The sequence below is a fragment of the Providencia rettgeri genome, assembly GCF_041075285.1.
In the GTDB taxonomy this organism is placed as follows: Bacteria; Pseudomonadota; Gammaproteobacteria; order Enterobacterales; family Enterobacteriaceae; genus Providencia; species Providencia rettgeri_G.
Genome location: NZ_CP163512.1, coordinates 2,710,741 through 2,730,366 on the forward strand (window position 1 = coordinate 2,710,741; position 19,626 = coordinate 2,730,366).

General features: G+C 45.3%; 20 protein-coding genes. 7 read left to right on the forward strand and 13 right to left on the reverse strand.

What is annotated here, in order from left to right; genetic code table 11:
* Nucleotides 1-226: 226 nt before the first annotated feature.
* The gene (locus tag AB6N04_RS12255) at nucleotides 227-1,120 is read right to left on the reverse strand and encodes a helix-turn-helix transcriptional regulator (RefSeq protein WP_369308587.1); all 894 of its coding nucleotides are present in this window, start codon (nucleotides 1,118-1,120) and stop codon (nucleotides 227-229) included.
* Between the two features lie 439 nt (nucleotides 1,121-1,559).
* On the opposite strand from AB6N04_RS12255, the gene AB6N04_RS12260 reads away from it, so the two are divergent.
* Genes AB6N04_RS12260 through ureG form a run of 7 tightly spaced genes read left to right on the forward strand, consistent with a single transcriptional unit; the run spans nucleotide 1,560 to nucleotide 6,571 of the window.
* Nucleotides 1,560-2,396, forward strand: coding sequence for an urease accessory protein UreD (locus AB6N04_RS12260; RefSeq protein ID WP_369308588.1), 837 nt, complete (start codon nucleotides 1,560-1,562; stop codon nucleotides 2,394-2,396).
* A gap of 22 nt (nucleotides 2,397-2,418) precedes the next feature.
* Nucleotides 2,419-2,721, forward strand: a complete 303-nt coding sequence (gene ureA / locus AB6N04_RS12265; RefSeq protein ID WP_369308589.1) for an urease subunit gamma — start codon at nucleotides 2,419-2,421, stop codon at nucleotides 2,719-2,721.
* 8 nt (nucleotides 2,722-2,729) lie between these two features.
* Nucleotides 2,730-3,053, forward strand: coding sequence for an urease subunit beta (locus AB6N04_RS12270; RefSeq protein WP_219244484.1), 324 nt, complete (start codon nucleotides 2,730-2,732; stop codon nucleotides 3,051-3,053).
* Between the two features lie 2 nt (nucleotides 3,054-3,055).
* Nucleotides 3,056-4,759 carry an urease subunit alpha gene (gene ureC, locus AB6N04_RS12275; RefSeq protein ID WP_369308590.1) on the forward strand — a complete coding sequence of 568 codons (1,704 nt, stop codon included), beginning with the start codon at nucleotides 3,056-3,058 and terminating at the stop codon, nucleotides 4,757-4,759.
* 19 nt (nucleotides 4,760-4,778) lie between these two features.
* Nucleotides 4,779-5,255, forward strand: coding sequence for an urease accessory protein UreE (gene ureE / locus AB6N04_RS12280; RefSeq protein WP_369308591.1), 477 nt, complete (start codon nucleotides 4,779-4,781; stop codon nucleotides 5,253-5,255).
* A 21-nt stretch (nucleotides 5,256-5,276) separates the two neighbouring features.
* On the forward strand, nucleotides 5,277-5,942 hold the full coding sequence (locus AB6N04_RS12285) for an urease accessory protein UreF (RefSeq protein WP_369308592.1): 666 nt from the start codon (nucleotides 5,277-5,279) through the stop codon (nucleotides 5,940-5,942).
* 11 nt (nucleotides 5,943-5,953) lie between these two features.
* Nucleotides 5,954-6,571 carry an urease accessory protein UreG gene (gene ureG / locus AB6N04_RS12290; RefSeq protein ID WP_125890373.1) on the forward strand — a complete coding sequence of 206 codons (618 nt, stop codon included), beginning with the start codon at nucleotides 5,954-5,956 and terminating at the stop codon, nucleotides 6,569-6,571.
* Between the two features lie 95 nt (nucleotides 6,572-6,666).
* Here ureG and AB6N04_RS12295 read toward each other — a convergent pair whose 3' ends face one another.
* From AB6N04_RS12295 to hypB, 12 genes are all read right to left on the reverse strand, one after another.
* Nucleotides 6,667-7,797: a hypothetical protein gene (locus AB6N04_RS12295; RefSeq protein WP_369308594.1), complete on the reverse strand. Its 1,131-nt coding sequence runs from the start codon at nucleotides 7,795-7,797 to the stop codon at nucleotides 6,667-6,669.
* A complete protein-coding gene (locus tag AB6N04_RS12300; protein ID WP_369308595.1) occupies nucleotides 7,794-8,057 on the reverse strand; it encodes a PAAR domain-containing protein in 264 nt (87 codons plus the stop codon). The genes AB6N04_RS12295 and AB6N04_RS12300 overlap by 4 nt, the downstream gene beginning before the upstream one ends.
* Nucleotides 8,058-8,069: 12 nt before the next feature.
* Nucleotides 8,070-9,074, reverse strand: coding sequence for a DUF6396 domain-containing protein (locus tag AB6N04_RS12305; protein ID WP_369308596.1), 1,005 nt, complete (start codon nucleotides 9,072-9,074; stop codon nucleotides 8,070-8,072).
* Between the two features lie 5 nt (nucleotides 9,075-9,079).
* The gene (locus AB6N04_RS12310; RefSeq protein ID WP_369308597.1) at nucleotides 9,080-10,081 is read right to left on the reverse strand and encodes a DUF6396 domain-containing protein; all 1,002 of its coding nucleotides are present in this window, start codon (nucleotides 10,079-10,081) and stop codon (nucleotides 9,080-9,082) included.
* Nucleotides 10,082-10,086: 5 nt separating this feature from the next.
* The gene (locus tag AB6N04_RS12315; RefSeq protein ID WP_369308598.1) at nucleotides 10,087-11,052 is read right to left on the reverse strand and encodes a DUF6396 domain-containing protein; all 966 of its coding nucleotides are present in this window, start codon (nucleotides 11,050-11,052) and stop codon (nucleotides 10,087-10,089) included.
* A gap of 3 nt (nucleotides 11,053-11,055) precedes the next feature.
* The gene (locus AB6N04_RS12320; protein ID WP_369308599.1) at nucleotides 11,056-12,681 is read right to left on the reverse strand and encodes a phospholipase D-like domain-containing protein; all 1,626 of its coding nucleotides are present in this window, start codon (nucleotides 12,679-12,681) and stop codon (nucleotides 11,056-11,058) included.
* Nucleotides 12,662-12,967, reverse strand: a complete 306-nt coding sequence (locus AB6N04_RS12325) for a hypothetical protein (RefSeq protein WP_369308600.1) — start codon at nucleotides 12,965-12,967, stop codon at nucleotides 12,662-12,664. The genes AB6N04_RS12320 and AB6N04_RS12325 overlap by 20 nt, the downstream gene beginning before the upstream one ends.
* A 1-nt stretch (nucleotide 12,968) precedes the next feature.
* On the reverse strand, nucleotides 12,969-15,665 hold the full coding sequence (locus AB6N04_RS12330) for a DUF2345 domain-containing protein (protein WP_369308601.1): 2,697 nt from the start codon (nucleotides 15,663-15,665) through the stop codon (nucleotides 12,969-12,971).
* Nucleotides 15,666-16,083: 418 nt separating this feature from the next.
* The gene (hypE, locus tag AB6N04_RS12335; protein WP_369308602.1) at nucleotides 16,084-17,109 is read right to left on the reverse strand and encodes a hydrogenase expression/formation protein HypE; all 1,026 of its coding nucleotides are present in this window, start codon (nucleotides 17,107-17,109) and stop codon (nucleotides 16,084-16,086) included.
* A complete protein-coding gene (gene hypD / locus AB6N04_RS12340; RefSeq protein ID WP_369312103.1) occupies nucleotides 17,110-18,222 on the reverse strand; it encodes a hydrogenase formation protein HypD in 1,113 nt (370 codons plus the stop codon). It lies immediately after the preceding gene.
* Nucleotides 18,206-18,502: a hydrogenase maturation factor HybG gene (gene hybG, locus AB6N04_RS12345; protein WP_369308603.1), complete on the reverse strand. Its 297-nt coding sequence runs from the start codon at nucleotides 18,500-18,502 to the stop codon at nucleotides 18,206-18,208. The genes hypD and hybG overlap by 17 nt, the downstream gene beginning before the upstream one ends.
* Complete coding sequence (gene hypB, locus AB6N04_RS12350; RefSeq protein WP_369308604.1) at nucleotides 18,493-19,575, reverse strand: hydrogenase nickel incorporation protein HypB; 1,083 nt, start codon at nucleotides 19,573-19,575, stop codon at nucleotides 18,493-18,495. Before hypB ends, hybG begins: the two co-directional genes overlap by 10 nt.
* Nucleotides 19,576-19,626 lie beyond the last annotated feature (51 nt).

A 19,626-nucleotide genomic window follows, 5' to 3' on the forward strand; every position in this document is an offset into this window, starting at 1 on the left:
TATTTTTATCACTGAATAAAAATGAAACATCATCAGGCAGTTAATAGTTTTGATGACGATTAATTGCCGCTATTGGTGAGATATTCACTGTGCGTAGAGTAGCAAGGTTTAGTTATATTAAATTTTAAACTACTCTTTCTAGGTGCTATATCAATAGAACTTCAAATTTAATGAATAATTGGTAAAAACTCAGCCTCTCTTTGATTTGTCTTAATAAATCAAAAAGTCAATTCTGCTCTTTCGCTTTTTTATCAAATTCAGTGGGCATTGCATTTGAGGATAAATCGGTAATAAAAGACGGGTCATTAGAGCGTCTTGATTGCAGCCGAAATTGCGATGGCGTCATGGCGTATTTTTTCTTAAATACATCGCAGAAATAGGCATTACTACCAAACCCACAACGGTGGCTAATTTGAAACACAGAATAATTTGAAAACGTTAAATAATTCAGTGCCATGCCCATTCTCACATCCAATAATAATTGGCGGAACGATACCCCTTCTCGGCTAAGGTGCCTACGCAAAGTGGATGGCGTAGTAAATAATGCCTTCGCCACATCCTCTAAATGCCATTTTTTCTGGGGTTCTTGGGTAATTAAATGGGTAATGGCTTGGTTTTTCGGCTCATCATAGTTAAAACGAAAAATATTGAGAATATCCACGCCCGCTTGGTATATCGCCATTAAAATAAAGTACAGGCTTTGCTTCATTAACAATGCTTCTTGGGACTGGCTTTGTTTTTTTAATGGCAAGCATTGTTGAAGTAAACTGAAATTATCGCTAACTGTTTCAGGGGTTATCACATGAAACGCGGGAATATGACTTGTCAGTGGCGCCCCTGACTTCATCAGTGTTTTTAATAATAAGAAAACGGATTCTAATTCGGGATCCGTAATCGATAATGTATGCAACTCAATCGATTGATTATGTGCGCATTCAATATTGCATGAAATTTGGCTGTATTTTGGCATAATTAATGTCAAACCAGACTGAATATCAATGGATTGGCCATTAATCACTATATTCCCTTTCGCCCCTTGTAGCATGGCTATCATTGCGCTTTCAATGTAAAACGCTTTTAACACCATTTGGCTTGATGAAAGAAAATATTTATATTCCATAATCTCAATAAACTTTGGTCAAAGTCAGAAATCATCCGCTAGAAAAAGCGGGCTGATAGGCAAACAGAAATACAGCTATTCAGATAAATAGCAACTAATCATGCCAGTTGATAGCTTCTGCAAGCTCGCTTGAATGCGGCTCAGAATATAGTCCTGTTAAGCTAAAATCGCAATATAGAGATCCGTTCATTTTTTACTGTTATTTTATGCATTGTGCGTTTTTCTAAATAAAATGCTATTTAATTGAAAGGTAATTTTCGATACAAGGTGTAAAATCGCGCGGCAGAAGAATACAAAGCTAAACCCGTTATCGTAGATAATTATTTTTTTGTGTTCATTCACACCCTACCCTACTTGCATAGCTTATACTGGCTAAAACCTAAACCGTTTGGTAAAGGATTAGCGCGTATTATTCATTGCCTGATTTGCAGGAGAAAGTATGTCTGAGTTTTCAGGATCAGGTTGGTTAGCTGAAATCTTTTTACGCTATGAACTCAAACGGGGTGTCACGCGCCTAACCGATAAGCACCATATCGGTCCTTTAATGGTGCAAAGGCCATTTTACCCTGAGCAAGGAGTTGCTCACACCTATTTACTTCACCCCCCAGGTGGTGTGGTGGGTGGAGATAAGCTACTGATTAATATTGACGTGCAGCCAAACGCGCATTCACTGATCACCACCCCTGGTGCCAGCAAATTTTATCGAAGTGCAGGCGGCGTCGCACATCAAATACAGAATTTAACCGTCGCCGCCGATGGTTTTTTAGAATGGCTACCCCAAGAAAATATTTTTTTCCCTGATGCGCAGGTTCGCCTCGAAACTCATATCCGAGTCGCCGCGTCGTCAAAATTTATCGGTTGGGAAATACAGTGCTTAGGTCGTCCTGTTTTAGGAGAGTGGTTTGACAATGGCGATATACGTGGGCGCTTTAATTTTTATATTGATAATACACTCACGCTCACTGAATCCCTATTTATCGATGGCACACAGAAACAATCAGCCGTCATGGGAGAGTTTCCAATGATGGGATCGATGTATATTTACCCGGCTAATGATGAATTAAAAGCGCAAATTCAACAGTATTTCAATACGTTTTTACCCCCAACAGAGAGCCCTATTGAGTATGGGGTAACGGATGTGGATGGCATTTTAGTATTGCGATTATTAGGGACTCAAACTGAGCCGATGATGGCTTGCTTTGCCCATATTTGGCAAACCACTCGGCAGTATTGGCTAGGTTATTGCCCTGAACTTCCCCGCATTTGGGCAACATAAATTTTTCGTTTTAGGAGCAAAAATGGAACTCACCCCAAGAGAAAAAGACAAGTTATTGCTTTTTACCGCAGGCCTTGTTGCTGAAAGGCGCTTAGCTCGTGGATTAAAACTGAATTATCCTGAAGCTGTTGCCCTGATAAGCTGCGCCATTATGGAAGGAGCACGCGATGGGAAAACTGTCGCCCAATTAATGAACGAAGGCAGAACGGTGCTCAGTGCAGATCAAGTCATGGAAGGCGTGCCTGAAATGATCAAAGACATTCAAGTGGAATGCACATTCCCTGATGGTACAAAACTGGTATCCATTCACGACCCAATTGTATAGGTGGCAATATGATCCCCGGTGAAATTAAAGTCAATCAGGCGTTAGGTGACATCGAGCTGAACGCGGGTCGTGAAACCAAAACCATTCAAGTGGCGAATCATGGTGATAGACCGATCCAAGTCGGTTCCCATTACCATTTTTATGAAGTGAATGACTTCCTGAAATTTGAACGCGACGGCACGCTCGGTTTTCGTTTAAACATCCCTGCGGGCATGGCGGTACGTTTTGAACCCGGTCAAAGCCGCACTGTTGAGTTGGTGGCATTTAGTGGTAAACGGGAAATTTACGGTTTCCATGGCAAAGTCATGGGTAAATTAGAGAGTGAGAAATAACCATGAAGACAATCTCACGGCAAGCGTATGCTGATATGTTTGGTCCAACTCAAGGGGATCGCGTACGTTTAGCGGATACAGAACTGTTTTTGGAAATAGAAAAAGACTTCACCACTTATGGGGAAGAAGTCAAATTTGGCGGCGGCAAAGTGATTCGCGACGGTATGGGTCAAAGCCAAGTGACCAGCGACCAATGCGTCGATGTGCTGATCACCAATGCCATTATTTTAGACCATTGGGGGATCGTCAAAGCAGATATTGGCATCAAAAATGGCCGTATCGCGGGGATTGGTAAAGCGGGTAACCCTGACGTACAACCGAATGTCGATATCGTGATTGGTCCCGGAACGGAAGTGGTCGCGGGTGAAGGAAAAATTGTCACCGCTGGAGGTGTCGATACCCACATCCACTTTATTTGCCCACAACAAGCCGAAGAAGGGTTAGTTTCTGGGATCACCACCTTTATTGGCGGTGGAACAGGTCCAGTTGCTGGTACTAACGCCACCACGGTCACTCCCGGTATTTGGAATATGTACCGCATGTTAGAGGCCGTGGATGAACTGCCCATTAACGTGGGGCTATTTGGTAAAGGGTGTGTTAGCCAGCCCGAAGCCATTCGTGAACAAATTACCGCAGGGGCGATTGGCCTAAAAATTCACGAAGACTGGGGGGCAACCCCGATGGCGATCCACAACTGCTTGAATGTCGCCGATGAAATGGACGTGCAAGTAGCCATCCACTCCGACACGCTAAACGAAGGCGGCTTCTACGAAGAAACAGTAAAAGCCATCGCGGGACGTGTGATCCACGTGTTCCACACAGAAGGTGCAGGTGGTGGCCATGCCCCTGACGTGATCAAATCCGTTGGGGAGCCCAATATTTTACCGGCCTCGACTAACCCAACAATGCCATACACCATCAATACAGTGGACGAACATCTGGATATGTTGATGGTGTGCCATCACCTTGACCCATCAATTCCTGAAGATGTGGCTTTTGCTGAATCGCGCATTCGTCGTGAGACCATTGCCGCAGAAGATATTCTGCATGACATGGGCGCAATTTCCGTTATGTCCTCAGATTCCCAAGCCATGGGACGCGTGGGCGAAGTGATTATGCGCACATGGCAATGTGCCCATAAAATGAAATTGCAGCGCGGTACGATGGCTGGTGATACCCCAGACAGTGACAATAACCGCATTAAACGTTATGTCGCGAAATATACCATCAACCCAGCCTTAGCCCATGGTATTGCTCATGAAGTTGGGTCGATAGAGAAAGGTAAATTAGCGGATATTGTCCTATGGGATCCGGCCTTTTTTGGTATCAAACCAGCACTTATCATAAAAGGTGGCCTTGTGGCCTATGCGCCAATGGGGGATATCAACGCGGCAATTCCAACACCTCAGCCTGTACACTACCGCCCTATGTTTGGCGCACTAGGTAAAGCTAAATACCAGACGTCGATGATTTTTATGTCAAAAGCAGGAATCGATGCTGGCGTCCCCGAAAAGCTTGGCTTACAAAGCTTAATTGGTCGTGTTGAAGGTTGCCGTAATATTAGCAAGGCATCCATGATCCACAATAGCTATGTGCCACATATTGAGCTCGACCCTCAAACCTATATTGTGAAGGCCGATGGCGTTCCATTGGTATGTGAGCCAGCCACTGAGTTGCCAATGGCACAACGTTACTTTTTATTCTGACCCCATTAAGAACCAGAAAATGAAAAAATTTATTAAAGTTGTTTCACCAGAACAGCCGGTAGAAACTGCATTATCTTTGTGCTTAACCATGGATGAGCGCACTAAAAGCCGTTTAAAAGTCACCTTAAGTGATGGGCAAGACGCAGGGTTATTTTTACCCCGTGGTACCATTTTAAAAGAAGGGGATCTTTTAGCGACAGAAGACGGTGAACTGGTCACGGTGATCGCCGCAAAAGAGCAAGTTTCCACCGTTTACAGCGACGATCCTCTATTACTGGCACGGGTTTGCTACCACTTAGGTAACCGCCATGTGCCTTTGCAAATTGAAGCAGGCTGGTGCCGTTATTTTCACGATCATGTTTTAGATGATATGGCGCGTGGATTAGGCGCAACCGTCTGCGTGGGTTTGGAAAAATATCAACCTGAACCGGGGGCATACGGCGGATCATCGGGGGGACATCACCATCATCATCACCACGATGATCACCATCACTAATCAGATCTTGGGAGTGTATCGATGTTAGCGGATTTGCGTTTATACCAATTAGTCAGCCCATCCTTACCAGTGGGGTCATTTACTTATTCCCAAGGGTTGGAATGGGCAATAGAAAAAGGCTGGGTGACGACACCCGAAACCCTTGCTAGCTGGCTAACGGCACAAATGACTCACGCAATCGCAACATTGGAACTCCCTGTTCTACGCCAAATTCACGCCAATCTTTCACGTTCCGATTGGCAGCAAGTGGCTTATTGGTGTGACTTTATGATTGCCAGCCGTGAAACCAAGGAACTTCGCCAAGAGGAGCGCCAGCGAGGCATTGCATTTGCCCGCTTACTACCCCAACTGTCAATTGAGCTTGATGCCACGACATTAGCGTGCGTAAAAAAAACACAATTAATGGCTTTTGCCCTTGCCGCCACTCATTGGGATATTGACCTTGAAAAGCTGTGCACGGCTTACACTTGGGGCTGGCTAGAAAACACCGTGATGTCTGGCGTGAAACTTATCCCACTGGGTCAAAGTGCGGGGCAGCATATTTTGTTTACCCTTGCCGAATACGTTCCTGAAATTGTGGCGCAATCAGCCACGCGCTCAGTGGAGGATATCGGTAGTTTTACACCTGCACAAATCATTGCCAGCAGTCGGCATGAAACCCAATACACTCGACTTTTTCGTTCATGAGAAAATAGACAATGCAAGAATATAACCAACCCCTGCGAATTGGTGTCGGTGGCCCTGTTGGTTCAGGAAAAACCGCCCTATTAGAAGTGTTATGTAAAGCGATGCGTGATACCTACCAAATTGCCGTCGTAACCAATGATATTTACACCCAAGAAGATGCCAAAATCCTCACTCGTGCCGAGGCATTAGACGCCGACCGCATTATCGGGGTTGAAACGGGCGGCTGCCCACACACAGCTATTCGTGAAGATGCATCCATGAATCTTGCGGCTGTTGAAGAGCTGGCGATGCGCCACAAAAATCTGGATATCGTGTTTGTGGAAAGTGGCGGCGATAACCTGAGCGCCACATTCAGCCCAGAGCTGGCGGACTTAACCATTTATGTGATTGACGTGGCGGAAGGGGAAAAAATCCCCCGTAAAGGCGGCCCGGGTATTACCCATTCCGATTTACTGGTGATCAATAAAATCGACCTCGCGCCGTATGTAGGAGCATCACTGGAGGTGATGGAAGCCGATACCGCCAGAATGCGCCCAGTAAAACCCTATGTTTTTACTAACTTAAAGAAACAAGTGGGTTTGGAAACTATTATCGAGTTTATTATCGATAAAGGCATGTTGAGGCGTTAGCCCCCCTCCCTGCCGTGTAGGTTTTCAAATAGGTGTGTGCTCTTCCCACAAATAGGATGCCTCCATGATGAAAACCTACACTGCTGCTGTAAAAACTATGCAATATTCTGCAATTGCTGTAATAAGTACCTATTTTTATCACCATATACAATGAGCTGATGATGAGGAGACTCACAAACCAGCGACAGCGCCACTACATGACGCGCTATGCCTCCTTGGCCTAATAATGCGTCAATGTCATAAAAATGTTCAGATAACTGTGTTATCCCCTGCCTCGCATAGTTTTCGACAAATTTTCCTTTCTCATTATCCCTCACGCCACAGTGCCAAACCCCGACTAGCTGCTCACCAGAAGATTGAAAGTCACACTGTGCAGCCAATGCTTCAGAGAAAGTGTCTCTATCCGTAGAAATTGGCCTCAATAATTTGGCTTTAACCGGAGTTCCTAGGGGGTGATAAATGCATTGTGGCGCTAATAATAAACTGCCAGCTTCTTCACTCGCTGATGGCGCTAACTGAAAAGCTAAGACAGCGTACAATTCTGAGTTAAAGGTATTATCGTATAATGTTAAAAACCATTCACTGAATGAGTCATAAGGCAATTTTTCAATTGATTTAATCGGTAGTAATAGGCGAGAAGCAGCTTGTTGGATGTACTCCTGCCAATCCTCATTATCATTTTCAGCTTGCCAATATAAGGTGATATCCTGATTGAGACGGTATTGATGGTAATACGCAGCGATGGGCTCTAATAATTGTTGAACTACCTTTTCTTGTTTTTCCCAGACAGAAAGTGATTTCAATGAATTAAGTGCTAACCGGTTATCTTTATTCGGGAGGTGTGGGGTTAACTTCAGTCTGCTTTGCTGGCTTTCATCAAGTTGTGTTAATCGAAAATGCGTTAATACCCCAACATGTTTTCCCGCCCAACTACGCCATTTACGCTTTGTCTGCTCCAATATTTCACTAGAATACTTACATTTATAATAGGTTACTGTCTCAATGAAATAACAGACTAAGAAAATTAACAATACAGGGCTGCCAGTGAATAAGATCATGGTCACTGTGTTATCTGCGGTATCAGGCAGTAGTTCACTCGATAATAAATAAATACCAATGCTAAAGCCGATCCCCCCCGCGATAATCATGCAAAATAGCCAGAGGCTCCATCGTGGTGTTTGATACTCTAGAGGGTTTTCTAGGGAAGGCATTTTCCAACTCATCATGATTGTTCACCTGATGATGATAAGCTGGCAATTAACCTACAGCCACATTCGGTGTAAAAACCATTAAGTGCCACTTGACGCCCTGAGATCATAATACGTGTTGAGCCGGGTAAAATGGCATTGGTACCATGCCCTTTTTTTGGACAATTGACCTTATCCCCCACTAATGCAATGGGCTTACCATACATCACAGACCCCGATGCAGAAATCACTTCTCCACCATGTGTTGTTTTGTCTCCTAAGCGAACAAGCGCTCTCATTTTAAATTCCTCTTATTGGTTATCACATTGTTTTTTATATTCAAAAGTACCATCCCATTTAGGAAGCTCGGCGGGCGGGAGAGGAACAATTTTATCGATATCGGGGAATTTGGCTGTTTCGTCAGTGGCATCCATTTCTTTGATAATAGCAGCATAACGGACTGAGCGCTCGGAATCTGGCTTAACTTTAAGATAGTCAAAATCTTTTGGTGTGGTCATAGGGTTGAATGCTTCACTTAGAGTCGAAGCTGCATGTCGATACCCATTTTTTGTTGATAATTGATAATATGTTAAAGCACGATTAAAATCCTCTTCTACATTTCTTAAATAACTTGCTAATCGATATGCGGCCTCTCCATTCCCTTGTTGAGCGGCACAATCTAACATTTTTTTGCCTATTTCGGGTCGATAGGCAGGGTTATCGTTATCTGATAAGCGTTGAGCAATAAAAATCTTCCCAATAACATACTGCCCCTCAGGGCTGCCTAAATCGGCCGCTTGGCGAAAATACGCTAACGCTTTGGTGCGATCCGCAATTACCCCATAGCCAGTATCTAAGTAATGCCCCATCTGGTAATAACCGTAACTGATGTTCAATTGTGCCATTTTTTGCAGAATATCCCAGACCTCTTGGGCAGGGCCTTTCCCCTCGATTGGCGGCACTTTACCATAACTGATTAAGTTGCTGAGGTTCAGCATCGCTTTAGGATGATTTCGCTCGGCAGCTTGACGATAAAGTTCACCTATTTTGGCGTAATCCCGCTGGTATTTATTCACTTTTTCTAGCTCTCGAGCTTGCTTAAACCAAATATCCGCTTGCGGATCAACAGCGGGCAAGGTGTCCTTTTCATACACACAGGTAAAGGTTAAATCGGGCGCTGTTTTTGGGAGCGGTAGCGCTGCCTTTTTATCTGTCGGGTTGCAAGCACTTAGCATCAGCGTACTAAGAACCAACATACCACACGTTAAGATATTACGAGCAACGGATTGAGGATGAGATAAAAAGGGCAAAGTCATTATCGTTATTGCTCCGCAGCCTGTTGTTTATATTCAAAGGTGCCATCCCATTCAGGCAACTCAGCGGGGGGAAGCGGAACGATTTTGTCAATATCGGGGAAGCGAGCATCGGGATTATTTCTAATTTCCAGTCTAATAGCATTATAACGCGCAGAACGTTCTGGATCTGCTTTTACTGGTAGGTAGAAAGGAGAACTTTCCTTTACACCAGGCTTGAAAGCATTTTCTAATGTTGATGCGGCAGGTCTATAGCCGTTTTTAGCGGCCAGTTGATAATATGCTAGCATAATATCAACTTTTTTTTCGACGTTAAATGAATAGCTCGCTAACCGGTTGGCAGCCTCCCCATGACCTTGTTGGGCGGCGCAATCTAACATTTTTTTGCCAATCTCAGGGCGATAGGCAGGGTTATCATTATCTGATAAGCGTTGAGCAATAAAAATCCTCCCGATGACATATTGGGCTTCAGGGCTGCCTAAATCTGCAGCTTGGCGAAAATACGCTAACGCTTTGGTGCGATCCGCTATCACCCCATAGCCAGTATCTAAATAATGCCCCATCTGGTAATAACCGTAACTGATATTCAATTGTGCCATTTTTTGCAGAATATCCCATACCTCTTGGGCAGGGCCTTTCCCCTCGATTGGCGGCACTTTACCATAACTGATTAAGTTGCTGAGGTTCAGCATCGCTTTAGGATGGTTTCGCTCGGCAGCTTGACGATAAAGCTCACCTATTTTGGCGTAATCTCGTTGATACTTATTCACTTTTTCCAGCTCACGGGCTTGCTTAAACCAAATATCCGCTTCGGGGTCAACGGGGGGCAAGGTGTCCTTTTCATACACACAGGTAAAGGTTAAATCGGGGACTGTTTTTGGGAGCGGTAGCGCTGCCTTTTTATCTGTCGGGTTGCAAGCACTTAGCATCAGCGTACTAAGAACCAACATACCGCACGTTAAGATATTACGAGCAACGGATTGAGGATGAGATAAAAAGGGCAAAGTCATTATCGTTATTGCTCCGCAGCCTGTTGTTTATATTCAAAAGTACCATCCCATTCAGGAAGCTCGGCGGGCGGGAGAGGAACAATTTTATCGATATCGGGGAATTTGGCTGTTTCGTCAGTGGCATCCATTTCTTTGATAATAGCAGCATAACGGACTGAGCGCTCGGAATCTGGCTTAACTTTAAGATAGTCAAAATCTTTTGGTGTGGTCATAGGGTTGAATGCTTCACTTAGAGTCGAAGCTGCATGTCGATACCCATTTTTTGTTGATAATTGATAATATGTTAAAGCACGATTAAAATCCTCTTCTACATTTCTTAAATAACTTGCTAATCGATATGCGGCCTCTCCATTCCCTTGTTGAGCGGCACAATCTAACATTTTTTTGCCTATTTCGGGTCGATAGGCAGGGTTATCGTTATCTGATAAACGTTGAGAAACAAAAATATCCCCAATAACATATTGCGCTTCTGGGCTGCCTAAATCGGCCGCTTGGCGAAAATATGCTAACGCTTTGGTGCGATCCGCAATCACCCCATATCCGATATCAAAATAGTGCCCCATTTGGTAATAACCGTAACTGATATTCAGTTGTGCCATGTGTTGTAGAATATCCCATACCTCTTGGGCGGGGCCTTTCCCCTCGATTGGCGGCACTTTGCCATAGCTAATTAAGTTACTTAAGTTCAGCATCGCTTTAGGATGATTTCGCTCGGCAGCTTGACGATAAAGTTCACCTATTTTGGCGTAATCTCTTTGATATTTATTCACTTTTTCTAGCTCTCGAGCTTGCTTAAACCAAACGTCTGCTTCGGGGTCAATAGGGGGCAAGGTGTCTTTTTCATACACACAGGTAAAGGTTAAATCGGGGACTGTTTTTTGAGTCATCATGGTCTCTTTTTCTTCTATAGGCTTGCAGCTAACCACTAGGACTAAGCTACAAATCATTAAGCCGTATTTAATTAGTGTCATAAGTTAATCCGAATTTTGTAACCCGATGGTTTTATCCTCAAAAGGGATCAGTGCGCCTTGGGGCAATTTTTTATCTTTTTTAAAACCGAAATTGTCATCTATTCTTTTTTTCCAATCTTTAAATTCCGTTGTTAAATCACTAAAAACACTCCCCGTCCCCTTATGCAACCCCCACAGTTTTTCTCTCAGCGGTTTGACAATGGGGGCACTATCTGTATCTTGCAGGATCACCGCTATCTCGCTATCAAATGCCATACTGCGTAAGTTAATATTGGCGGAGCCTTGAATTAAAAAGGTGTCATCCACCAAGGTTAATTTACTGTGCACATACACAGATTGCCACTGGTTCGAATCTGGGGAAACTAGCGTACAGATGATACGTTTAAACCCCTCAATGTTTTCTTCTTGAATATCGTTAGGCTCCACCACATCGACAGGAGCAAATACTCTGCCATTTTGCGTCGCCGCCATCACATTATCCACCGTGTCTCGATAGGATGCGTATTCTCGCATCAAATCACGGCGCCCTAAGGTTTCCAGCATTTTGTAGGTTTGATAACCGCCCACATGATTAGAGTCACCAATCTCAGCCTTGGCGGTTGAATTCGTCACCACAAATAAATAAAACGGTGGGAGTTCCTGCCCTTGCAGTTTAGGGTCCGTTGCTGCGGCTTGTGCAAACGCTTTATTCCGCGCTTCGACCATGTCACGCAAACTCGTCCCTATGGATGAAAGGCGAAAATACTGGTTTTCAAAATAGATATAATTACGTGCATGTTTAATCCCATGGTCATAAGACGTCAAAATATCGTATTCATCATATTCGGGTTGGGTGCGACAAATTTTGCCCGCAGTGGGTACTAGCGGGTTTTCGGCTAAAAAACGATAACGTTCATTGAGGGTATTCCGATGTTCAGGTGTTGGCGTATAGTGACACCGTAGAAGCGCTTTACGTTGTTCCGTAAGCTGAATACCCTCGCTATGGCGAGTAAAAAAACCTTCTGTTCCTTTCCAAGCCGTCACAAAATTATCATTCAGATCGCACAGAACCTCACCATAAATGCAGTTAGATGTATCTTGCCACGCTGTCGGCCCATCACGGCCTAACCATGATTGATTTTCATATCGTGTTATGCTGTGTTTATTGTCATCCCAATATTGGGAATGCATGTTATGCCCCATGACAAACCCTATTGCTAACTCAGGAGCTTCATAGTCAATTAACACCGCTTTTTGGTGATGTGTTGGCACCAAGGCAAGGGCTACCGCACGTAAACTCGCCTCAATATCATCACTGCCAAATTGGTGTTTGGTTAACTCGGCAACTTTCGTTAAGCGAGAGGTGGGGTTATTGATCGCCATTGAACGGGGACGTACTGACAAATTGTCAATAAGGTGATTTTCAGCGCGGTGCAACCAGTCTTTATCAAATTGATATTGCTTTTCGGACTCGTAACCTAATTTAGCACCTGCCGCGATAGCCTTTTCTCTTGGGAGTTCAACTTTTTGCCTTGGCGTAAAATGGGGGGATGAGCGCCAACCGGGTAAACTGGTTTCCCCTAAATTGCCGAGCTCATCAAACCACACAAGCACGCGAACTTTAACGCCTTCATTGGCCTTTTCGGGCATCAAGGTTACGTTCAAAATACATGGAGGGCTGAAAACCCCAAGTAATAATCTCAATGCTTTTTTTCGCTTTTCGAATCGCTTCCGCCACGGCGGCAAAGGTTTGTTGCCCATTCACCAAAGGTGCATATACAAACAAGCTCATCGGGTATTTTGTTTTCTCAGGTATCCAACTCGGTGTCGCATAAGCCCCCATGCAACTAGATACAGGGATATCAATCATCGGCGGCGTCGCGGAGACTGGCGGTTCAATACCAAAGGGAAAACGTGCCCAATTGCCAATTGACATATTAGTTATCCTTTCTAAATGCAGTTAAAAATTGCGCGAGATTTTCACCCCATGCATTGCCTATCCGTGTGCTCTCTCGGTCTTGGCTTGGTGCACTGGTTCTAAACCCCAGATTGGCAGGTGGGATATCTTTTTCTTCTTCATCAACTGGAGATGGGATTGTGATGTCATAGCGATCGCCACTGAGCAAATATAATTGATAACGCTCTGTGGAGATTTTATGGTCAAGTTCAATATTCCCCGCCGCATCACTGACGCCTTTCAAAATCAGCGCGCCATCGGCATACAATTCGTATGGCTCAAATGCCCGTACTTTCATTGGGCTTTGTGGGGAGGCACTTAATTGAAAACGTAAGGTTTGTTTTGGTAGCGATTGCGGAAATTGTGGGTGTGTGACATCCATCGATTGTGGGCCATCCACTACCCAATTCGTCGCTTTAACCGTTTGATTGCCCGGACTGCCGTATTCGATTTGGCCGTCTTTTAAACGGATATATGCGCCGCCGCAGGTCAGTAATAGTTCATCTTTAGCAGCGATAATGGTTTTCCCACCCGTGCTGGTGACGGTCAAATCTTTTAGGGACGTTAAGTGCATTTCATCACTTTGTGCTTGCACTTCAACCTTGCCTTTGGCTGCAAACGCTTTAATTCCCTTGCTTTGAGCAAAGACACTCACCCCTTGCCCAGCGGCTAAGGTGATATTTTTACCCACTGAAATATCCCCCTGCTTTTGGGCGGTGAATGTGAGGTTTTCACCGCTGTTCGCTTGCACCGTCTTCGGGGATGTCAGCGCGATGCCTGCGGGGGCACTGAGCAATATCGCTGCATGTTGTAATTCATTGATAGACTGCGTTAATAAGGCTTGCTGAGCGGTTAAATCTGCAAGTTCTGCTTTAGCCACTTCAGCGGCTTCTCGCAATGATCCCACTAAATTCAGGGCATCCTCTAATTGCTGTTTAGCTTCGCGCATATCAAGCTGCTCAGACGCCGCTTTTGTCCGTAAATCCGTACTAATAAACAACCCTTTACCTGCGCGAATAGCCCCCCAACTGTCAGTACGCAACTCAAAGCCGTCACCGCGTTTTTCTCGCCCTTGATTGACTAAGTGCCCCAAGTTAAGTTGTGATTTGCCGCCATATTCTGTGCTGAGCTTGATGTGTTCTTGCCCGCGCAGATCTTCCATGCGCAGCTTATTATTCGTCGGCGTACGAATAACGTTGCGGGTACGATTACGCTGAGTGATAAGGTCAGGGCGAAGAGAGTCATGCAACGCATGGGCGATATACGGGCGGTCTGGGTCGCCGCCATGAAAGGCTATCGCCACTTCCGTCCCTTGAATTAACGGGAAATGCATCCCATAGGTGTCCCCCGCATACGGTTTAGCAAGGCGCACCGGCATGCTTTCGTAGCCTGTCTCTTTTTTATCAAGGTCAGCATCAAACTTCACCCAATAAAAACCGTGTTCGTCTTGGTTGGCATAAATATCATTATCCACCACGCTGGTGACCCGCGCCATCAAGGTACCCGCCATCACGGGGCGCGGCTTGAGCGCTGGCCGCCAACACAGGGCTTCGGTGTATGGTACCGCCTCAAACTTGATGACTAATGCGCTACTACGACTCGCCGAAAAGTGTAAGTGACTAAGGACAATTTGCGATTGAAAATCTGTTGGCAACGTGGATGTTGCGCTCTCTTCGGTGATTGTCAGTACGCTTAATGGTACGAGTGTGGGGGAATTACTTTTGCCCTTTAATTGGATTTGGCGCACCAAAAATCGTTCATGATCTAAGCGTGACCAAAAATGGGCTGTTTCAGTTTCTGGGTGGTATTTATCACCACGTTCAACATGGCGGGGACGGTAATGGTACACATCCCCATAATTAATTTTATCGTCATCACCACGACTGACATCCGATTCAATAGATTTTAAGGTTAACATCGCTTGGCGATGGTCATAGTCTTTGGCGGTAACGCTTTTTTCGACAATTTGCTGATGGGCTGATAGCCCCCAAACGCTTTCTACGCCTCCATCGAACATCCCTGAAGGGCTATTGAAGGGTAACTTGGCACCATAAATATAAGCACGCTGACTATCGCCAAAGTGCACAACTTCCGTTTTGGTGTCTGGCTGCAAAGCAAATGAATAAAAAATCCCGACTTCACTGAGAATGCGTTCAATAAATTGCCAGTCACTTTCATTGATTTGGTTGAGTTGTTCCCGCTTGGGGTACTTACGCTGTAAATGAAACTCAAACTGCCAACCGTACAATTGATGCTCACGTAAAATGCTTTCAACCACTTGTGGTACCGATTTATTGAGAAAAAAGCGGTGGGAACGCATTTGATTGCGCAACAGCGCGACAAAAGGCTCAATAACAATTTGGTATAGCGCTTCGTCCCGCGAGCCTGAAAGTCGCTCAAAGTGAGTGATCACGCCATGCACGCGTTTATGTGGCTCAGTGATAGTGGCAAGTCGCATAAGTGGGATCGTTGGTGATGAAAAAGACAACGTTGCTGTACGACGCAAAAACTGCCCAGCTTGCAAGTTCAATTGAGGGGAAGTAAAGGTAACTTGATAACGATAGGTTTCACTGATGGCTTCACTGCCAGTAAAAGACTCTACATCAAGCTCCGTAGTGCAGTCAGCCACGGCAAGTTGGTAACGGTTATGGATGACTTTCCCTTTCATCAAACTCATAGTGTTTCCCTCAGCAAAACACAATATATATCCAATATTACAAATATATAAGGATAAAAAACCAATTGATTTGCGTTAGGTTAACATTTATTTTTTATTGGAAAAATACAGAATCATCCTCAATGTGACTGTGAGCAAAAAAATAAGGGCAAAGGCCCTTATTGAGGTTGTTGACAAAGCGGGGAAAAGCGTGGTTTTTCCCACTTTGTGTTATCAGGTGAAAATCAATATATTGATTTTCCTTGTTTATTTTCAAAACCTATCCAACCTGCCGCCAAACATGTTATGTTTGTCAGCAGTCTGAAAATAAGGGCAAAGGCCCTTATTTATCAATAATTGAATTAAAAATGGTGTTTCGTCGATAACGTCTATTGCAACGCGCAGTTGCCCTTCTTATTTGTCAAACCAATAAACAACATCAACAAATTCGCGGTAATGGTTCGCTGTGCGGTAGATCCAACAGCCTTGAAGTGCCAAAAATCCCCACCAGTTTTACCTGCTTATTGTCTGTCACGCAGCCAATGGTTGCGGCATTTTTACCGAGTGGATGGCTACGCAATGCGGCAAGCACTGCGCTTTCTGCTTCAGGTTTTACCACGATAACCAATTTGCCCTCGTTGGCAAAATTTAATGGTTCAAGACCGAGTAATTCGCATACGCCCCTAACCGCAGACGCAACGGGTAAATCCGCCTCGTTGATAGCCATTCCGCAGCCGCTCGCCTGTGCGAATTCATGCAAAATCGCCGTCACTCCGCCACGTGTGGCATCCCGTAATGCACGCACGCCGTCAATATTACGCAGTGGTTCAATCAACGGTGCCAATACTGCGCAATCGCTGCTGAGCTGCGCTTCTAAACCAAGTTGCTCACGTAAGTTTAGGATAGTCGCCCCGTGATCACCCAAGGTGCCGCTAACGATCACCTTATCACCCGCTTGGATTTGCTGAGCGCCCCAACTGATCTCACTTGGGATCACGCCGATTCCCGCTGTGTTGATAAACACTTTGTCTGCGGCCCCACGCTGCACCACTTTGGTGTCACCTGTGACAATCTCTACCCCAGCAGCAGCTGCGGTTGTGGCCATCGATTCGACAATGGTAGCAAGTTCGGCTAACGAAAAGCCTTCTTCTAAAATAAACCCGCAAGACAAATATTTCGGTACTGCACCACTGACGGCAACGTCATTTACTGTGCCACAAACCGCTAATTTGCCAATATTTCCACCTGGGAAAAAAATCGGGTCTATCACATAACTGTCGGTACTGAATGCAAGGCGATCCCCTAAAGAGGTGAGTTCCGCCAGCGAAAGACGCGCTTGGTCTTCCCGCTCGTTAAGCGCTTGGTTGGCAAATGCCTTTAAAAATAGCTGTTCGATTAACTGTTGCATGGCTTGCCCACCACTGCCGTGAGCCATCAATACCACATTGTTCGCATCATTGCTCATCTATGCCTCCCGACGATATTGATAATAAGCCGCACACGCCCCCTCCGATGATACCATCAAGGCACCAAAGGCGGTTTGCGGTGTACAGCGAGTACCAAATAATGGGCATTCATTTGGTTTGCAGCGCCCGGTTAGCACATCACCACATCTTGCTTGTGGATCATCCGCCACTTGGTGAGGTTGCACGTGAAACCGGCGTTCGGCATCAAAGGAGTGGTAAGCGGCGCTGAGTTGTACACCTGAGCCTGCTATTTCCCCTAAACCGCGCCATTCGCTGGTTGCTTTTAACTCAAACACTTCCGCTAATGCCTTGAGTGCCAAGCTGTTACCTTGGTCAGCCACAATGCGCTTATATTGGTTTTCTACCTCACAACGCCCTTGCGCTATTTGGCTAACGAGCATGGATAAAGACTGTAAAATATCTAACGGCTCAAAACCTGTCACTACCAACGGTTTGTGGAAGTCTTCGGTAATAAATTGGTAAGGCTGTGCCCCTATTACCATACTGACATGTCCTGGTGCTAAAAACCCGTCGATACGCACATCCGGCTGTTCTAATAGGCTTTTTAACGTTGGGATGATGGTAATGTGTTGGCAAAATACCGTGAAATTGTTCAGTTGGCGGTGCTTGGCTTGTTGCAAGGTAATAGCCGTACTCGGCATGGTGGTTTCAAACCCCAAACCAAAGAAAACGATTTGTTTATCCGGTTGTTGCTCTGCTATCGCGAGAGCATCTAAGGGGGAATAGACAATCCGCACATCAGCCCCACGGCGTTTTGCATCAAGCAAGGAGCCCTTTTTGCCAGGAACACGCATTGCATCGCCGTAAGTACAAAAAATCACATTGGGTTGCTCGGCAATTTCAATGCAACCATCAATACGCCCCATTGGCAACACACAAACAGGGCAACCTGGTCCATGGACAAATTCGATTTCTGGCGGTAAAAGCTGGTCAATACCAAATTTAAAAATAGCGTGGGTGTGCCCGCCACACACTTCCATTAACTGTAATGGGCGCTGCTTAGCCCGTGGAATTTCATTCACACGTTGGCGAATATTCGCCAATAAGACGTTAGCTAAAGCAGGGTCGCGAAACTCATCGACATACTGCATCTGTTGTCCCCGCATTTAACCCGCTGAAATCACCGACCTCATGGTCAAGTTGGCTCATTGCCGCCAAGGCATCTAATGTCAACCGCGCTTCTTCTTCATTGATAATGCTCATGGCAAAACCGACATGAACAAGCACCCATTGGCCTAATAATTCCGAGGTTTCCCCTTCACAAATCAGACCAATGTTGACGTCCCGTTTGACACCACAAACATCCACTTGTGCCAGTTGGTGAATATCCTCACCTACTGCAACAATTTTTCCTGGAATGCCTAGGCACATAGCTGAGTCTCCAGCCATGCTAGCCATGCGTCCATACCATCGCCTTGCGTTGCAGAAACTTTGATCACTTGGATGTTTGGATTGACTTGTTTGGCATTGGCAATACAAGCGTCTACATCAAAATGCAGGTATGGCAATAAGTCGATTTTATTCAGTAACATAATGTCTGCCGCTGCAAACATATGCGGGTATTTTAACGGTTTGTCTTCCCCTTCGGTCACTGACAACACCGCAACTTTGTGGCGCTCACCTAAATCGAAGCTCGCAGGACAAACTAGGTTTCCCACATTTTCAATAAATAACAAGCTGTTATCATCTAAACCTAAGCGGGAAACCGCATCGTGCACCATCTGTGCATCCAAATGGCAACCTTTCCCCGTATTCACTTGGATAGCGGGTACGCCCGTTTCACGAATGCGCTGGGCATCGTTGGTGGTTTGCTGATCCCCTTCTACCACTGCGCAATTAATTTTATCGCGCAGACGCAGCAAGGTTTCCGTCAATAAGGTGGTTTTCCCAGAGCCAGGACTGGAAACAAGGTTTAACGCTAAAATGTTCTTTTCTGTAAATGCTTGGCGATTATGTTCCGCTAGATGGTTGTTTTTATCTAACACATCCATCTCAATTTGCAGCATGCGTTTTTGGCTGATCCCCGGTGCATGCGTGCCCGCCTCTCCATGACCGTAGTCTAGATCATGGTGCTCCCCCGCGGGTTTGAAGCTATTTTCAGCCATTGCATACACGTGTTTATGCTTATGTTTGTGTTTGTGTTTTTTGGATTTACCGTCAACAGGCGCGGGCTCATATTGGTGATAATGGTTATGCACATCACCTTGATGGTAATAATGATGATGGATAATGACGGTTTGGCCTTGGTTTTCATGATCATGATGGTCGTGATCGTGGTGATGATCGTGCCCATGATGATGGTCATGTGCATTGTCATGATCGTGGTGGTGGTGCTCATGGCCGTGGTGATGGTCATGGTCGTGATGATGGTCATGGTGATGATGGCTGTGCTCATCGCCTTCGATTCTGCGCTCTCCCGATGCGCATCCACACGTACTACACATAAATTTCACTCCCAACCGCTAAATAGTTAAATCAGATTAATACATAATCAA

Excerpts from the sequence above, each read along its gene's own strand:
- AB6N04_RS12255 (WP_369308587.1), bottom strand. The coding sequence starts at position 1,120 with ATGGAATATAAATATTTTCTTTCATCAAGCCAAATGGTGTTAAAAGCG.
- AB6N04_RS12260 (WP_369308588.1), top strand. The coding sequence starts at position 1,560 with ATGTCTGAGTTTTCAGGATCAGGTTGGTTAGCTGAAATCTTTTTACGC.
- ureA (WP_369308589.1), top strand. The coding sequence starts at position 2,419 with ATGGAACTCACCCCAAGAGAAAAAGACAAGTTATTGCTTTTTACCGCA.
- AB6N04_RS12270 (WP_219244484.1), top strand. The coding sequence starts at position 2,730 with ATGATCCCCGGTGAAATTAAAGTCAATCAGGCGTTAGGTGACATCGAG.
- ureC (WP_369308590.1), top strand. The coding sequence starts at position 3,056 with ATGAAGACAATCTCACGGCAAGCGTATGCTGATATGTTTGGTCCAACT.
- ureE (WP_369308591.1), top strand. The coding sequence starts at position 4,779 with ATGAAAAAATTTATTAAAGTTGTTTCACCAGAACAGCCGGTAGAAACT.
- AB6N04_RS12285 (WP_369308592.1), top strand. The coding sequence starts at position 5,277 with ATGTTAGCGGATTTGCGTTTATACCAATTAGTCAGCCCATCCTTACCA.
- ureG (WP_125890373.1), top strand. The coding sequence starts at position 5,954 with ATGCAAGAATATAACCAACCCCTGCGAATTGGTGTCGGTGGCCCTGTT.
- AB6N04_RS12295 (WP_369308594.1), bottom strand. The coding sequence starts at position 7,797 with ATGATGAGTTGGAAAATGCCTTCCCTAGAAAACCCTCTAGAGTATCAA.
- AB6N04_RS12300 (WP_369308595.1), bottom strand. The coding sequence starts at position 8,057 with ATGAGAGCGCTTGTTCGCTTAGGAGACAAAACAACACATGGTGGAGAA.
- AB6N04_RS12305 (WP_369308596.1), bottom strand. The coding sequence starts at position 9,074 with ATGACTTTGCCCTTTTTATCTCATCCTCAATCCGTTGCTCGTAATATC.
- AB6N04_RS12310 (WP_369308597.1), bottom strand. The coding sequence starts at position 10,081 with ATGACTTTGCCCTTTTTATCTCATCCTCAATCCGTTGCTCGTAATATC.
- AB6N04_RS12315 (WP_369308598.1), bottom strand. The coding sequence starts at position 11,052 with ATGACACTAATTAAATACGGCTTAATGATTTGTAGCTTAGTCCTAGTG.
- AB6N04_RS12320 (WP_369308599.1), bottom strand. The coding sequence starts at position 12,681 with ATGCCCGAAAAGGCCAATGAAGGCGTTAAAGTTCGCGTGCTTGTGTGG.
- AB6N04_RS12325 (WP_369308600.1), bottom strand. The coding sequence starts at position 12,967 with ATGTCAATTGGCAATTGGGCACGTTTTCCCTTTGGTATTGAACCGCCA.
- AB6N04_RS12330 (WP_369308601.1), bottom strand. The coding sequence starts at position 15,665 with ATGAGTTTGATGAAAGGGAAAGTCATCCATAACCGTTACCAACTTGCC.
- hypE (WP_369308602.1), bottom strand. The coding sequence starts at position 17,109 with ATGAGCAATGATGCGAACAATGTGGTATTGATGGCTCACGGCAGTGGT.
- hypD (WP_369312103.1), bottom strand. The coding sequence starts at position 18,222 with ATGCAGTATGTCGATGAGTTTCGCGACCCTGCTTTAGCTAACGTCTTA.
- hybG (WP_369308603.1), bottom strand. The coding sequence starts at position 18,502 with ATGTGCCTAGGCATTCCAGGAAAAATTGTTGCAGTAGGTGAGGATATT.
- hypB (WP_369308604.1), bottom strand. The coding sequence starts at position 19,575 with ATGTGTAGTACGTGTGGATGCGCATCGGGAGAGCGCAGAATCGAAGGC.